Annotated in this window: 16 protein-coding genes and 1 pseudogene; all 17 read left to right on the top strand. The window is 55.5% G+C overall.

Annotated elements, in window-relative coordinates; all coding sequences use genetic code 11:
• A partial coding sequence (locus tag L5220_RS09295) for a transposase (RefSeq protein WP_499573180.1) occupies nucleotides 1-420 on the top strand: 420 nt, incomplete at its 5' end.
• 365 nt (nucleotides 421-785) lie between these two features.
• Nucleotides 786-1,331: a transposase gene (locus L5220_RS09290; RefSeq protein ID WP_499573178.1), complete on the top strand. Its 546-nt coding sequence runs from the start codon at nucleotides 786-788 to the stop codon at nucleotides 1,329-1,331.
• A 448-nt stretch (nucleotides 1,332-1,779) separates the two neighbouring features.
• Complete coding sequence (gene phnD, locus L5220_RS09285) at nucleotides 1,780-2,697, top strand: phosphonate ABC transporter substrate-binding protein (RefSeq protein ID WP_499573176.1); 918 nt, start codon at nucleotides 1,780-1,782, stop codon at nucleotides 2,695-2,697.
• Nucleotides 2,698-2,851: 154 nt separating this feature from the next.
• Complete coding sequence (phnC, locus tag L5220_RS09280; RefSeq protein WP_499573174.1) at nucleotides 2,852-3,634, top strand: phosphonate ABC transporter ATP-binding protein; 783 nt, start codon at nucleotides 2,852-2,854, stop codon at nucleotides 3,632-3,634.
• Nucleotides 3,597-4,400, top strand: coding sequence for a phosphonate ABC transporter, permease protein PhnE (gene phnE, locus L5220_RS09275; protein ID WP_015144317.1), 804 nt, complete (start codon nucleotides 3,597-3,599; stop codon nucleotides 4,398-4,400). The genes phnC and phnE (L5220_RS09275) overlap by 38 nt, the downstream gene beginning before the upstream one ends.
• Nucleotides 4,401-4,503: 103 nt before the next feature.
• Nucleotides 4,504-5,313, top strand: coding sequence for a phosphonate ABC transporter, permease protein PhnE (gene phnE, locus L5220_RS09270; protein WP_499573172.1), 810 nt, complete (start codon nucleotides 4,504-4,506; stop codon nucleotides 5,311-5,313).
• Nucleotides 5,313-5,900, top strand: a complete 588-nt coding sequence (gene phnG, locus L5220_RS09265) for a phosphonate C-P lyase system protein PhnG (protein WP_499573171.1) — start codon at nucleotides 5,313-5,315, stop codon at nucleotides 5,898-5,900. Before phnE (L5220_RS09270) ends, phnG begins: the two co-directional genes overlap by 1 nt.
• On the top strand, nucleotides 5,887-6,453 hold the full coding sequence (gene phnH / locus L5220_RS09260; RefSeq protein ID WP_499573169.1) for a phosphonate C-P lyase system protein PhnH: 567 nt from the start codon (nucleotides 5,887-5,889) through the stop codon (nucleotides 6,451-6,453). Before phnG ends, phnH begins: the two co-directional genes overlap by 14 nt.
• Nucleotides 6,454-6,526: 73 nt before the next feature.
• Nucleotides 6,527-7,633 (top strand): carbon-phosphorus lyase complex subunit PhnI, encoded by a 1,107-nt coding sequence (locus tag L5220_RS09255; protein ID WP_499573167.1) that lies wholly within the window; start codon nucleotides 6,527-6,529, stop codon nucleotides 7,631-7,633.
• 122 nt (nucleotides 7,634-7,755) lie between these two features.
• The gene (locus tag L5220_RS09250) at nucleotides 7,756-8,673 is read left to right on the top strand and encodes an alpha-D-ribose 1-methylphosphonate 5-phosphate C-P-lyase PhnJ (RefSeq protein WP_499573165.1); all 918 of its coding nucleotides are present in this window, start codon (nucleotides 7,756-7,758) and stop codon (nucleotides 8,671-8,673) included.
• Nucleotides 8,657-9,505: an ATP-binding cassette domain-containing protein gene (locus L5220_RS09245; protein ID WP_015144311.1), complete on the top strand. Its 849-nt coding sequence runs from the start codon at nucleotides 8,657-8,659 to the stop codon at nucleotides 9,503-9,505. The genes L5220_RS09250 and L5220_RS09245 overlap by 17 nt, the downstream gene beginning before the upstream one ends.
• A 48-nt stretch (nucleotides 9,506-9,553) precedes the next feature.
• Complete coding sequence (gene phnL, locus L5220_RS09240) at nucleotides 9,554-10,291, top strand: phosphonate C-P lyase system protein PhnL (RefSeq protein WP_015144310.1); 738 nt, start codon at nucleotides 9,554-9,556, stop codon at nucleotides 10,289-10,291.
• A gap of 52 nt (nucleotides 10,292-10,343) precedes the next feature.
• Nucleotides 10,344-11,504 carry an alpha-D-ribose 1-methylphosphonate 5-triphosphate diphosphatase gene (locus L5220_RS09235; protein WP_015144309.1) on the top strand — a complete coding sequence of 387 codons (1,161 nt, stop codon included), beginning with the start codon at nucleotides 10,344-10,346 and terminating at the stop codon, nucleotides 11,502-11,504.
• 5 nt (nucleotides 11,505-11,509) lie between these two features.
• Nucleotides 11,510-12,079: a phosphonate metabolism protein/1,5-bisphosphokinase (PRPP-forming) PhnN gene (phnN, locus tag L5220_RS09230; RefSeq protein WP_499573162.1), complete on the top strand. Its 570-nt coding sequence runs from the start codon at nucleotides 11,510-11,512 to the stop codon at nucleotides 12,077-12,079.
• The gene (gene phnP / locus L5220_RS09225) at nucleotides 12,070-12,825 is read left to right on the top strand and encodes a phosphonate metabolism protein PhnP (protein ID WP_499573160.1); all 756 of its coding nucleotides are present in this window, start codon (nucleotides 12,070-12,072) and stop codon (nucleotides 12,823-12,825) included. Before phnN ends, phnP begins: the two co-directional genes overlap by 10 nt.
• Before the next feature lie 92 nt (nucleotides 12,826-12,917).
• Entirely contained in the window at nucleotides 12,918-13,700 is a 783-nt protein-coding gene (locus L5220_RS09220; RefSeq protein WP_499573158.1) for a GntR family transcriptional regulator, read from the top strand.
• A 40-nt stretch (nucleotides 13,701-13,740) separates the two neighbouring features.
• Nucleotides 13,741-13,854 (top strand): annotated as a pseudogene (locus L5220_RS09215) (IS630 family transposase); the annotation flags it as partial.
• Nucleotides 13,855-14,026: the final 172 nt, after the last annotated feature.

Raw genomic sequence — 14,026 nt, 5'->3', positions numbered from 1 at the left:
GCAAAACAGACGCGGCTGATGACGGTTCCAGGGGTGGGCAAGGTCGTCGCCGCGACCTTGTTAGCCCTGTTGCCAGACCTGGGACAGTTGTCCACTCGAAAAATCAGTGCGCTGGTGGGCGTTACCCCATTCAACCGAGATAGTGGGCAGAAGCAAGGCAAACGCGCTATCTTTGGTGGTCGTGCTGCTGTGCGTCAACTGTTGTACATGGCAGCTTTGGTGGCGGTGCGCCATAATCCAGTGATTCGCGTCTTCTATCACCGCTTATTAGCGAAGGGCAAGGCTACCAAAGTAGCGTTAGTGGCTTGTATGCATCAGCTATTAACAATTCTCAATGCCATGCTCAAACATGGTACGGACTGGCAGCCGTCCAACTCAGATGGGAGTCCATCGGCTGKTCCAGCATCATCATTTGCTTGACTTTTAAGATAATCGCTTCTCCTTGGGGAAAGGATTTTTCAAACTCCCCTTTTGCAGCACCAGCATCTTGAACAGCAACACCGGGTCTATCGGCTTGCGTCCAGCCTGACTTTTKCGGGGTTTCTCATGAATGCGGGCCAAAATCGGACGAAACGTCTCCTAGGGCACGATCGTTTTCAGACGTTGCAACATAGCTTGTTTCTGGGCGAGTTTCTCCAGCCGCGCCTCAACGTCCCAAAACCCTTGCTGTCCCATGATATGCCCCAGGTCAGATTACCAACCCACCTACGATCTCATATTGAGACAGCCTTTGCAATTTTTCGAGGTACCCTCGCGCCGAAAACCAAACCATCAAACAGGGAGAGGTGCCCTCTGAGTGGCAAGAACAGCCTCACAAGCTGGCCCAAAAAGATGTCGAGACCCGTTGGACGAAGAAAAATGGGGTGTCTTACTACGGCTACAAAAACCATATCAGTAGCGATGTGCGCCATGGCTTAATTCGGCGCTATACGGTCACCGATGTGGCGGTCCATGACTCCCAAGTGCTTGGTGAGTTGCTGGACGCTGACAATACTGGTGATGGGCTGTGGGCTGACAGTGCCTACCTCTCGACCTTGATTGTCGAGGTCCTGAGCCTGATGGGGTTTGAGCCCCACATTAACGAACGGGCCTACCGCAATCGGCCTCTGAGCGATGAGCAGAAGTCCGCCAACCGAGAGCGTTCCCAGACTCGGGCTAAGGTGGAGCAGATCTTTGGCGACTGGGTCACTGACATGGGCGGCAAACTGGTGCGCACGATTGGCTTAGCCCGAGCCAAGGTGAATCTGGGACTGAAGAATTTGACCTACAACCTCAAGCGCTTTGTCTGGTTAGAGACCCAATCAGCCGCTGCGCCAGACACCGTAGGCTAGTCAGCGCTAAAATCAGGCCAGCAGGGGCACATCAGCCGATTGACCGAGCTCATGAGGCCTGATGTTCGGGACAGTTCACGGCCCAAGCCGGAAGCTGAAGCCAGTTGGCTGACTTGGGTGTCTCATTTGAGATCCTGATCAGCAAAAAACTCAATTAATCGAGGTGCCCTTAGGTCAATTAAAAATTAAATCATAGACTCAAGTCAATCAAGAATTAAATTTAATCTAAAAAAATAAATTCTTGATTTCTTAGTCAACTTATATAGGTTTATAGGGCGCACTTTAGGAATTTTCAGACTTAAGTCCTGGAACTTGTATAGTTTCGGCGTTAAGTGAACCATAACGTTAGCATTCTTGCCATTTAATTTGGTGATCCTAGGATAGGGATGTCCGGTGATGGATGCCTGACTTTCTTAACTTTCCCGGCTTCTCTAGGAGCTTTACACCCATGTTTCGTCGTAAATTTTTACTGGCTTCGCTGTTTTCGATATCCCTGGCGGCAGTGGCATGTTCCCAGGGTGGCGACGTGGCGGGCACGGCCAACAATAAAGACGTGGCGGGCACGGCCAACAATGAACTGGTCATGGGGCTAATTCCCGCTGAAAACAATGAGGAGATGATCGACAAGTTTGAACCGATGCGTGCCTACCTAGAGCAAAAGTTGGGTCGCCCGGTGAAGGTCTTTACTGCCACGGACTATGCTGGGGTGATCGAGGCTATGCGGCAGGATCGGGTAGACGTGGCTTGGTTTGGGCCGCTTTCCTACATTTTGGCAGAGAAAGAAGCGGGTGCTGAAGCCTTTGCGGTGGGCGTGACCGCTGATGGCACCTCTACTTACCACAGCATCTTTGTGGTGCCGGGAGATTCCCCCCTTCAATCCATCAAGGATCTGCAAGGCAAGAATGTGGCCCTGGTGGATCCGGCCTCTACCTCTGGGGGTTTGGTGCCTAGATTTATGGTGTCTGAAGTGGTCGGAAAGAAGCCCGAAGATTTCTTTGGCAAACTCACCTATGCCGGTTCCCACGATGCGGCAGGCCTGGCAGTGAAGAATGGCACCGTGGATGCCGCTGCTATGAGCGAGATTACTTATCGCAAAATGCTGAAGGAGGGGCTGATTACCCCAGAAAGCGTTCGCATTTTGGTGAAGTCTGAGGCGCTTCCTGGTTCTCCTCTAGTCTACCGGAGCGACCTGGATGAAGATACCAAGACTAAAATCCGCGACGTCATCCTCAATGCCCATAACGATATTGAGGTGACGGGCTACGGCGAAATTCTGCGCTATGAAGCTGCCACCCCCGCCGACTATGACCTGATTCGCTCGATGGTTAGCACCCTAGGTCTGAGCCGAGAGGAAATGCTGAAGTAGTGGTCTAGCAAGCCAACGGCAGCGGGCTAGCAACGTTCATGGTTTGCGGTCTAGGGCTCGCATGACTCACCTGTCGCCAACCGTAAACGCCTGGGTCATAGCCCCCGACATCATGTTTTGGATGGTGATCCATTGTTTTAGGATTTTTCTCAAGATGGTTTTTATTCACTTGAACCAGGTTAGCAAAACCTATGGTTCGGAGACTGTCGCCCTGAAGCCCACGAGTTTAACCATTGACCCTGGCACCTTTACGGTGATCTTGGGGCCAAGTGGGGCAGGTAAGTCTACGCTGCTGCGCATGATCAACGGACTGGAAACGCCGACCACTGGTGAAGTGGTAGTACAGGGGCAGCGGCTCTCGTCCCGGAATCTGCGTCGAGTACGCTCTCGCACAGCCATGATTTTCCAGCAGTTCAACCTCGTGGGTCGCCTGAATGTGATGACCAATGTGTTGACCGGGCGTTGCTACTATCGCCCTTGGTGGACGAGCGCCCTTTACCTCTTCAACCGCCAGGACATGGAGCGGGCGCACTGGGCACTCAGCCGCGTGGGTCTAACTGAAAAAGCTTGGGAACGCACCGACCAGCTTTCTGGCGGACAACAGCAGCGGGTGGGTATTGCCCGTGCCCTTTGCCAGGAACCCACGGTGATTTTGGCCGATGAACCTGTGGCCAGCCTCGACCCGATATCTAGCGAAGAGGTGATGGGCTTGCTCCGGGAAATTTGCCAACAGGATGGCATCACCATTGTGGCCAACCTACACCAGGTTGATCTGGCCATGCGCTATGCCGACCGCATCGTGGGCCTGAACAAGGGCGAAATTGTCTTTGACGGTGGCCCCACCGAGCTTGCCCAAAATGAACGCACTCTGAACATTATTTATCAACGGGAGGATATTCATGGCGGTGAAGGCTTGGAAGTGGCAACGGCCTACTAGATCCGGACGGCTCTCGGTACGCTGGTGGCTGGGTTTGCTAGGGTTTGCACTACTTCTGGGCATCACCGCTGTGATGGTGGATCTCAACCTGGTGCATTTGGTGAAATCCAGCGGTAATTTAGTACGGTTTATGGGTCACTGGCTCACCATGCCCGAATGGAGCTATTTCCCCACTCTGGGTAGCAAACTGCTCGAAACTGTGGAAATGGGCGCGGTCTCGACGGCGATAGCGATGGTGCTAAGTCTGCCCCTGGGGGTGTTGGCAGCACGGAATACTAGCCCCCACCCAGTGATTTACCACGCTACCCGCAACCTGCTCAGTCTAATGCGAGCCTTGCCAGAACTAGTCTGGGCGCTGGTGTTTGTGTCGGCGGTGGGGTTGGGGCCATTGCCGGGCGTGATGGCGCTGGTGTTCGTCACTACGGGTTTTTTAGGCAAGTTTTTCTCCGAAAGCATAGAAGTGGTAAACGGCAGCAGCGTGGTGGGGGTGCAGTCCACCGGGGCGGGCTGGTTCCAAACCCTAATGCTGGCGGTGTTTCCCCTGGCTCTGCCAGATTTCATCGGCACCTTGCTCTACATCCTGGATCACAATGTGCGATCCGCTACAGTGCTAGGGGTGGTGGGGGCGGGTGGCATTGGCTACGAACTGGTGATGAGTTTGCGGTTGTTTAACTACGGACGACTGATTCTCATCGCCACCGCCATCTACATCGTTGTCACCCTACTCGACCGTTCGTCTGACCGCGTCCGTAGCCGCGTGATCTAGCGTCCCTTGGCGGGATGAGACAGCATCGAGCATAACCATGTTTCTCCTGGCTCAACTGGACGTGATTGAGCGTGACTTGCTTACCTAAAGGATTCTCAAACCCATGCTTTCCTCCTCTCCTTCACCCTCCCCCACAGGACTTTCACCCCTGCCGCCCAAGCCCACAAACTGGATACCTCTCTGGGTTGCCTTAGGGGTGGGGCTGGTGAGCCTGATGATCTGGCACCTAGGGCTATCGTTTCTGACGGTGCTAGCGGGCTTTGGCAACAGCTTGGAATACCTCAGCCGCTACCGCACCCCCGACTTTAGTGATTGGCCTAGGTATGTGCTGCTGATGCTGCAAACCCTAGCCATTGCCCTCTGGGGTACGGTCTTTTCCTTCACCAGCAGTTTTATCCTGGCTCCCCTTGGGGCTAAAAACCTCTCGCCCCATCCAGCGGTCTATCGGAGCACCCGCGAGCTATTTAACTTCATGCGGGCCATGCCCGACCTAATGCTGGCCCTAATGTTTGTCAGCGCCCTGGGGCTGGGGCCACTGCCAGGGATTTTGGCTCTGGGGGTTCACACCACTGGGTTCTTGGGTAAGTTTTTCGCCGAAAGCATGGAGCGCCTTCCCGCAGGCACCTACGATGGCGTGCGCTGCACCGGGGCCGGGTTTATCCAGGTGGTGATGCTGGCCGCTGTGCCCTCTATCTTGCCGGAAATGGTTGGGTACACCCTCTATATCCTTGACCGCAATGTGCGGATGGCCTCGGTGCTGGGGCTAGTGGGGGCCGGGGGAATTGGGTTGGCTCTCCACGATAACCTGCGCTTGTTTCGCTACAACGAGTCTGCGGCTCTGATCATCATTATTCTGGTGACGATTGTGCTAGTGGACTATCTCTCAGTTTGGCTACGACGGAGGATTTCCTAATGGTTCAGGTTCACGGTTTCAATAGAAACGGTAATAGCAACGGCAATGGCAACGGTAACGGTTATCATCCAGCAGACGGTCAGCCCCATGCCCAGAATGATAGCAACGGCTTTATCCCAGCGGATCTCCCCCCTCGCGAACAATGGGTGCGCGCCCTCACCGCTCACCCGCCCCAAACCCTGATTGACCTAGCCGATACCCTAGGTCGGCCTTGGCATATCACCCACGACACCCTGCCAGAAACGGGCCTCACCCTGCTGCAACTAGTCGATAGCGTTTTCCACCACCCCTACTATCTGGGAGAACTGCCCCTGTCCATCGCTTCCGTGGTGATGAGTGGTGCCGACGGAGAGCACTGGTCCGGAGCCGCCCAGGTGATGAGTGATGTGCCCAATTTGGCCACGGCACTAGCGGTGTGCGATGCTATTTTAGCCCATCGGCTGGAGGGCTGGCCCCAGGTGGCGGAGCTAGTGCAGCAGGGCATGGCCCAGCGACAACGAGACCTAGCCCAGCGGGGGGCCATGCTGGCTAGAACCCGCGTCAACTTTTCCCTACTCAGTCAGGAGGACTCCGATGATATCTGTTGAACTCGCACCGCTATGGCAAGAGCAAGGCCAGCAAAGTATTTTTCGTCACTTGCTAGAATGCAATAGCCAACCAGGTGTCATCGCCAACCTCGGCCCTTGGTTGGAGCAAGAATCGGCTTTGTTGGCGGTGTTGGCTACGCTGCTAGATTCCTCAGTGACAATCCACGATTTAAATACGTTGGTAACGCCGGGAGATCGCCGCCGTCTAAATGTGCCCGATGCGCCCCTGGCTGAAGCTCGCTTTATTGTGGCCGATGGCACCCAAGCCCCCCCCGCCGACTTCCAGCCCCACCTAGGTACGTTGGACAGCCCAGAACTGGGGGCAACCGTGATTCTACAGGGACAACGCCTGGGGCAGGGTCGCCTGCATCTGGACTGTTGTGGCCCTGGCATTTTGGGCCAGCGCACCCTCTATCTCGATGGGTTTGATGCCGGTTGGTTCACCCATCGAGCGCAATGGGTACAGCATTTTCCCCTGGGGGCTGAATTGATCTTGGTGGATGCTACTCAGGTGGTGTTTTTGCCCCGAACAACGCGGATCAGCATGGGGTGATAGGGCGAAGATCTTCTCAACTACAGGCGACCCTAGGTGGCCTGGATCAGCACTGTTATACGAGGATAAACCGATGGGATACGTTGCCATTAAGGGGGGAGAAACAGCCATTACCGAGGCTATTAAACTCCTAGATGTATTAAGAACCCAAGGGGCTAGCGAAACCCCTCTCACCCCTGGAATGATTCAACATCAACTCCATGCCCTGCATAGTCGGGTGCTGTCGGAGGGGGGGCTGTACCATCCCGACCTAGCGGCCCTAGCGATTAAACAAAGCGCTGGGGATACCCTGGAAGCCGCATTTTTTCTGCGGGCCTATCGCTCCACCTGCCCCCGGTTAGGAATTACCCTGCCCCATCCAACGGATTCCATGCGTCTGGTGCGGCGAATTTCAGCGGCATTCAAAGACATTCCCGGTGGGCAAATGCTGGGGCCAACCAGCGACTATCTGCAACGGCTGTTTCGCTTTGAACTGCTGAATGAGTCGCCGGAGCAATTTCGCCAGGTAGTCCAGGACTGGTTCAAAACCCTGCCAGAACATCAGCTTCCCACAAGTTTTCCTAAGGTGCTAGACAGCTTGCGGGCAGAGGGCTTGCTACCCCCGGTGGCCACGGAGTCTGCCCCCCCGGCCTTTGATATCACCCGCGAACCGCTGGTATTTCCGGTACCCCGTTCGGCGGCACTGGCCACCATGGCACGAGCCGAAACGGGTTCAATTTTGGCCATTGCCTACTCCAATATGCGCGGCTACGGCGATGTCCACCCCACGGTGGCGGAGCTGCGGGTGGGTTATCTACCTGTGTATTTGCCCCACCCCATAACGGGAGAACCAATGGAGGTAGGCGAAGTGCTAATGACTGAGTGCGAGGTGATCGCCATGTATGAAGCGAAGGATGGGGAGGATCTTCCCACCTTTGGCCTTGGCTACGGTGCCTGTCTGGGACACAACGAAGTGAAGGCCATTGCCATGGCGGTGCTGGATCGTGCCCYACAAAAGGGACAACAGCATGGGGCTGATAACCCTTCGGAAGATTCGGAATTTGTGCTGCTCCACATCGACGGCATCGAGTCTATGGGCTTTGCCTCCCACTATAAAATGCCGCACTACGTCACCTTCCAGTCCGACCTGGATCGGCTCAGAACGACTCAAAAACAGCAGCGCGAAAGAGTCTCAAGTTAAGAAGCATTGTCCTTAGAAGACCTAGATTCTGGGGGCTACCCTCGGTAATTCATAACATCCCAGTCGCCTATCCAAAGACCTCTGAGATCACCCAACTTCCGACTCCTTATTTTCTACCCATCATGCTAACTCCCATCGTCACTCCCCCCCAAAGCTTCGGCTTTTTAGATAACTATGCCAAAAAAGAAATTCGTCGCACCCTGCTAAAAGCCGTGTCTATTCCAGGCTATCAGGTGCCCTACTCGTCGCGGGAAATGCCGATTGCGCGGGGCTTTGGCACGGGTGGCTTGCAGATTACTCTATCGCTGCTCAAGCCGACCGACACCCTCAAGGTGATTGACCAAGGCAGCGATGAATCGGTGAATGCGGTCAACCTTCGCAAGTTTGTGGCCGCCACTAGCCCCGGTGTCACAATGACCAGCCACACCCCTGAGGCCACCCTGATTCAAACTCGGCACCGGATTCCCGAATTTCCCCTCAAGCTGGGCCAAATTTTGGTATTGCAGGTGCCCTATCCCGATGCCCTGGTGCTGGTGGAAGCCAGCGAGGCCAAGCGCAAGCGGATGCATGGTGAGGGAGACTATGCCCGCCTGTGGGTAAAGCTCTACGAGGACATGGTGAAGTTTTCGGAAATCACCATTTCCCACCGCTATCCCACCCGCATCAACGGCCACTACGTCATCGATCCATCCCCCATTCCTCGGTTCGATGTGCCCAAACTGCACCAGTCGCCGGGGCTGTACCTGTTTGGGGCGGGGCGGGAAAAGAAAATCTATGCCGTGCCGCCCTACACCGATGCTGAACCTTTGTCCTTTGATGATATTCCCTTTCAAGTGGAGGACTTCACCGATGAGCGGGGCCACCGCCGCGCCTGTGCCATCTGTGGATCGACCACCAGCTTTTTAGATGAATGTCTGAACGATGCGGGCGATCGCATCTATCAATGTTCCGACAGCGACTACTGCCTCACCACCCTGAGAGAGGCCCATCCCCCTGTGCCCCAGCCCACTCCGGAGACTGCCCATGCAACCCTTGCTTGATGTTTGCAACCTGACTAAAATCTATGGCGCGGGCTGTCCCCACTGCCTTAGTGCCACCGGAGCCACTGCCCAAACCAATATCTGTCCCCACTGCGGCAGTTTAGTGGCCATGCAGGAAGTGTCTTTTAGCCTCTATCCGGGCGAAATCCTCGGCATTATGGGGGAATCGGGCAGCGGCAAGTCCACTCTGGTCAAGACTTTGTATCTCGACCAGTTGCCCACCGCTGGTACTGCCGTCTTCCGCGATGGGGATGAGGCCACTGAGACCGTCCAAAGCTATGACTTGTTTAGCCTAAATGGGGCGCAGCAGCGGTGGTTGCAGCACCACAAATTTGGCATGGTTTACCAAAACCCCCACCTGGGACTGAACTTTCGGGTATCGGCGGGGGGCAACATTGCCGAGCGGCTGTTGATGGCCGATCTGCTGGACTACAGCACCATTCGGGATCGTGCCCGCACCCTGCTAGAGCGCACCGAAATCTTGCCAGAACGAATGGACGAGCTACCTAGCGATTTCTCCGGCGGAATGCAGCAGCGGGTACAAATTGCCCGTGCCCTGGCCACCAACCCGCCCCTACTGTTTCTCGATGAAGTGACCACCGGGCTAGATCTGTCGGTGCAGGCCAAAATTTTGGATTTAATCCTGGAAATTCAGCAGCAGTTGGGCGTGGCCATGATTGTAGTGACCCACGACCTAGGAGTGATTCGGCTATTGACCACCCGCACCCTGGTGATGAAGTACGGCCAGGTGGTAGAAGCGGGCCTCACCGACCAAGTACTGGAAGATCCCCAACATGCCTATACCCAGCAATTGGTGGCCTCTGCCCTGTAGTAGATCGGATCTACACCCACCCATCCAAACCTAACCCAACACAAACCGATGACATTAACCGCCACCACACCCCTGCGCCATTCCACCACCGCCTTGACGAATCCCGTCCTGTTGCGTGTCACCGGGCTGACCAAGGACTTTGTCCTTCACGAGCAACGGAAAACCCTGCCAGGGGCTAAGCCGATCTCCTTCACCGCCCAGCAGGGGCAACTCACGGCCCTTTCTGGGCCCTCTGGAGCCGGAAAATCTAGCCTGCTGAAGTGCGTTTTTCGTACCTACCTGCCCACCGCTGGACGCATTGACTATCTCACTGCTACTGGAGCCTGGGTCAATTTAGCCCAGGCGAGCGATGCCGAAATTTTGGCCCTGCGCCGACAGGAAATTGGCTTTGTAACGCAGTTTCTCCACTTTTTGCCCCGCCAGCCGACGCTGGATGTGGTGGCTAAGCCTCTGTTTGAATTGGGTCTGGATCGCCAGGAAGCTCGCGACCGTGCCGCCGCACTGCTAGAGCACATGCACTTGCCCAAACGATTGTGGCACCTATCTCCGGCCACCTTTTCCGGCGGGGAAAAGCAACGGGTCAACCTAGCCCGCAGCATGGCCCTCCAGCCTCGGCTGTTGCTGCTGGACGAGCCCACCGCCAGCCTCGACCACGCCGCCGCCGAGCGGGTCGTGGAACTCATTCATGACATCAAAGCCAGGGGCACCGCCCTCCTCGCCGTCTTCCACGACCCAGAAATCATCCAAACTCTGGCGGATACTGTCGTCACCGTCGAACCAGCCTAGAACGTGGCGATTTCGACCACGTTACCCTCATCTGTTCATTGGTTCATTCATCATGACTAACACCTACCTCACGAACGCTACCCTAATCACCGCTGATCACGTTCTGCCCGACAGCACGTTGTTATTGGAAGACGGCCATATTGCGGCGATTAATCCAGAGGTCATCCCCGCCGCTGCCAACACGATTGATCTAGGGGGCCACTACCTACTCCCTGGACTGGTAGACCTTCACTGCGATGCGATTGAAAAGGAAATTGAGCCGCGTCCCAACGCGTTCTTCCCGCTTGAATTTGCCATCGCCCAGATCGACCAACGCAACGCCGCCCTGGGCATTACCACACCATTCCATGCTATTTCCTTTGCCCATGAGGAATTGGGGGTACGCAACAACGACAAAGCCGCCGAAATTGTGCGACTGCTTCACGCCTGCCAGACCCACACCCTGGTCAACAACCGCGTCCACTGTCGCTACGAAATCACTGACCCTACTGGACTGCCTATCCTGCTGGATCTGATGGGCGAACAGGACATTCACCTGATTTCCCTAATGGATCACACTCCTGGGCAGGGCCAGTTTAAGGACCTGCAAGCCTTCCAAGCCTACTTTGCCCGCACTTACCACAAATCCACTGCCGAAGTTGAGGAGATCGCCGCCCGCAAGCTAGACCAAGCCGCCGATGCCCTGGATCGCGTCAAAACTTTGATTGAAGCGGCCCACCAGCAGTGCATCACCGTGGCCAGCCACGACGACGATACCCCAGAACGGGTGGACAGCATGGCCGCATTGGGGGTGCATATTAGCGAATTCCCGATCAACCCTGCCACCGCCCAAGCCGCCACCGCCCGCTCCCTCAGTACCGTCTTTGGAGCACCAAATCTGTTGCGGGGCCAAAGCCAGAGCGGTTCCATGAAGGCCATTGATGCAGTTCGACAGCGGCTGTGCGATGTACTCTGTTCCGACTATTCTCCCGCCAGTTTGCTGGCCGCCGCCTTCAAAATTCCTGAGTTGGTGACCGATTGGACGCTGCCGGAGGCTATTGCCCTGATTACCCGTAACCCGGCTCGGGCCACGCAGTTGACGGATCGCGGCGAGATCGCCCCAGGCCAGCGGGCCGATCTGATTGTCGTGCGCCACGATCTGGGCTTTCCCCAGGTGGTAAGTACCTGGGTGGCAGGTCAGGAAGTATACCGAAACCGCTATGCAACGAGGTAAATCCTATGACTACTCAAGGTCAATTGTTTTATGTCATTGGGGCATCGGGTTCGGGCAAAGATAGCCTGATGCGCTACGCCCGTACTCATCTCAATGGCCATCAACGGGTTTTGTTCGCCCATCGCTATATCACTCGCCCCTTTGAGGCTGGGGGCGAAAACCATGTGGCCCTCACTACCGCTGAATTTGCTGAGCGATTGCACCACGGCTGTTTTGCCATGCACTGGCAGAGCCACGGCTACCACTACGGTGTTGGCATCGAAATCAACCAGTGGTTATCCTGCGGCTTTCGGGTGGTGGTAAATGGCTCCCGTGCCTATCTGCCCCAGGCCCGGGCCCACTATCCAAAAATCCGCCCTGTATTGGTAAAAGCATCGCCTGCCATCTTAGCCCAGCGGCTCCAGGCTCGCCAGCGGGAAACCCCCGAAGAAATTGCCGCCCGGTTGCGACGCTCCGAGCAAATTCACTGGCCCCAAGCTGGACTAGTGGAAATTGACAACGACCAACCTCTGGAAAAAGCAGGGCAGGATTTTCTGGATCTGCTAACGGAGGGAGTGTGGCCCCTATGCGGTTAACGCTGTTGGGGACGGGGGATGCTGGGGGCGTGCCGTGTTATGGCTGCAACTGTGTAGTCTGCAATCGTGCCCGCCAAAACCCCACTTACCGACGACGACCCTGTTCGGCCCTGCTGAATTGGGGTGCCGAGTCTTGGTTAATCGACGGGGGGCTGATGGACTTGGGAGACCGCTTTCCCCCTGGCACCCTATCCGGCATTTTGCTCACCCACTTTCATGTAGATCATGTTCAGGGGTTGTTCCATCTGCGCTGGGGCATGGGTGCCCCGATTACCGTTTATTGCCCCCCCGATCCCCAGGGCTGCGCTGACCTCTACCGTAACCCCGGCCTGCTGCGGTTCCAACCACTGACAGCGTTTACCCCGATTTCCCTAGGCCAGGGGCAGGTGATCCCTATACCGCTCCAGCATTCCAAGCTCACCTTTGGCTACTGCATGGAAGACAGCAGCGGCAAACTGGCCTACCTCACCGATACCGTGGGTCTGCCGCCTAAAACCCAACGTTTCCTAGAACACTGGCAACCAGACGCGGTGGTGATAGACTGTGGTCATCCACCCCAGCCCACCCAACCCCGCAACCATAATGATGTACCCCGCGCTCTGGCGATTCTCGATGCCTTGCAGCCCCGCCAGGGCTATCTTACCCACATGGGTCACGAGTGTGATCGTTGGTTAATGGTACAGGCGGATTTCCTTCCAGCCACTGTCAGATGTGCCCAAGACGGCGACATTATTGTGCTGCAATAGAGGCTTAGGCTCCAGACAACACAACTCCTGCGATTTAAATCTTCCGTCTATACCGTCTCCTTCACACACCCTAGCCTTTCACATCCCGTGTCATGACGTTATCCACCAGCGACGCTTTACCGCGATACAAACAAATCGCTTATCACATCATTGATGCCATTCAGACCGGACATTACCTGCCAGGGGAAAAACTGCCCTCTGAAAATCAACTAGCAGCCAAACACCAGGTACATCGGCTGACTGTGCGCCATGCGATGAACCTTTTGGCCCAGCAGGGATTCATCTATCGTCACCAGGGAAAGGGATCTTTTGTGGCCGAGCCAAATCTGTACTACGCCATTGGCGCAAAGACCAGCTTTAGTCACGCCATGCTGGAATTGGGCTATCTGCCCTGCTTCAAGATTCTCTCGGTCAAAACCCGATCGGCTACGGCAGAACTGATGGAAGTGTTGCAGATAGCGGCCCAGGTGGCGGTACTCGAAATCAAAATCCTTCGTACCGCCACCGCTGCCATGGTTGGCCCCAAGGTTCCGGCCTTCCAGCCGCTGTGCATCAGTTGTTCCTACTTGCGAGAAGACCAATTTCCCCAGCTTAGCCAGAAGATTTACCACACCCAGTCTCTCTACGGCTTGCTCAAACAGCACTATGGCGTGGTGCCCCAGCGCCGTTGGACACGCGTTGCCGCCGAAGCCGCTACCCCTGAAGATGTAGCCCTGTTGGACATGCCGCCCCAAATTCCGGTCTTGATTACCCAAGGGCTGTCTCAAACTGACCAAGGCGACCTTATCGACTACACCGTTACCCGCTTTCGGAGCGATCGCTTCATCCTAGAAATTCCCTCCTCAGATAGGTATAGCCGTATTCAGGAAGATTAGGACGTAAACTGAAGAAATACTAATGCGTTTTCCCCCTGCTATGGCTAAACCTTACAGCGATGACTTTCGGCAAAAAGTGATGCAGGCGATCGAGTTGGATGGTCTCAAGAAAAGTGAGGCAAGTCAACTGTTCAATATCAGTCGCAACACGATGGGTCTATCGGACTTGGTATGCTAATGTAACATGCTATACGAAATCTGAGATATGCAGCTACTTCTAACTGATCTACTAAACCTACCTGGAATTGAGGTTGAAGATTATACCGATGTTGCGGGAGAATTGATTCTTATAGTGGAAGCAAAGACAACCGAGGCGATTTGCCCAC

Source organism: Synechococcus sp. PCC 6716 (assembly GCF_022570815.1).
Lineage (GTDB): Bacteria > Cyanobacteriota > Cyanobacteriia > Thermosynechococcales > Thermosynechococcaceae > Thermosynechococcus > Thermosynechococcus lividus.
This window is presented reverse-complemented; position numbering and strand designations above follow the sequence as displayed.

Excerpts from the sequence above, each read along its gene's own strand:
- phnD (WP_499573176.1), top strand. The coding sequence starts at position 1,780 with ATGTTTCGTCGTAAATTTTTACTGGCTTCGCTGTTTTCGATATCCCTG.
- phnC (WP_499573174.1), top strand. The coding sequence starts at position 2,852 with ATGGTTTTTATTCACTTGAACCAGGTTAGCAAAACCTATGGTTCGGAG.
- phnE (WP_015144317.1), top strand. The coding sequence starts at position 3,597 with ATGGCGGTGAAGGCTTGGAAGTGGCAACGGCCTACTAGATCCGGACGG.
- phnE (WP_499573172.1), top strand. The coding sequence starts at position 4,504 with ATGCTTTCCTCCTCTCCTTCACCCTCCCCCACAGGACTTTCACCCCTG.
- phnG (WP_499573171.1), top strand. The coding sequence starts at position 5,313 with ATGGTTCAGGTTCACGGTTTCAATAGAAACGGTAATAGCAACGGCAAT.
- phnH (WP_499573169.1), top strand. The coding sequence starts at position 5,887 with ATGATATCTGTTGAACTCGCACCGCTATGGCAAGAGCAAGGCCAGCAA.
- L5220_RS09250 (WP_499573165.1), top strand. The coding sequence starts at position 7,756 with ATGCTAACTCCCATCGTCACTCCCCCCCAAAGCTTCGGCTTTTTAGAT.
- L5220_RS09245 (WP_015144311.1), top strand. The coding sequence starts at position 8,657 with ATGCAACCCTTGCTTGATGTTTGCAACCTGACTAAAATCTATGGCGCG.
- phnL (WP_015144310.1), top strand. The coding sequence starts at position 9,554 with ATGACATTAACCGCCACCACACCCCTGCGCCATTCCACCACCGCCTTG.
- L5220_RS09235 (WP_015144309.1), top strand. The coding sequence starts at position 10,344 with ATGACTAACACCTACCTCACGAACGCTACCCTAATCACCGCTGATCAC.
- phnN (WP_499573162.1), top strand. The coding sequence starts at position 11,510 with ATGACTACTCAAGGTCAATTGTTTTATGTCATTGGGGCATCGGGTTCG.
- phnP (WP_499573160.1), top strand. The coding sequence starts at position 12,070 with ATGCGGTTAACGCTGTTGGGGACGGGGGATGCTGGGGGCGTGCCGTGT.
- L5220_RS09220 (WP_499573158.1), top strand. The coding sequence starts at position 12,918 with ATGACGTTATCCACCAGCGACGCTTTACCGCGATACAAACAAATCGCT.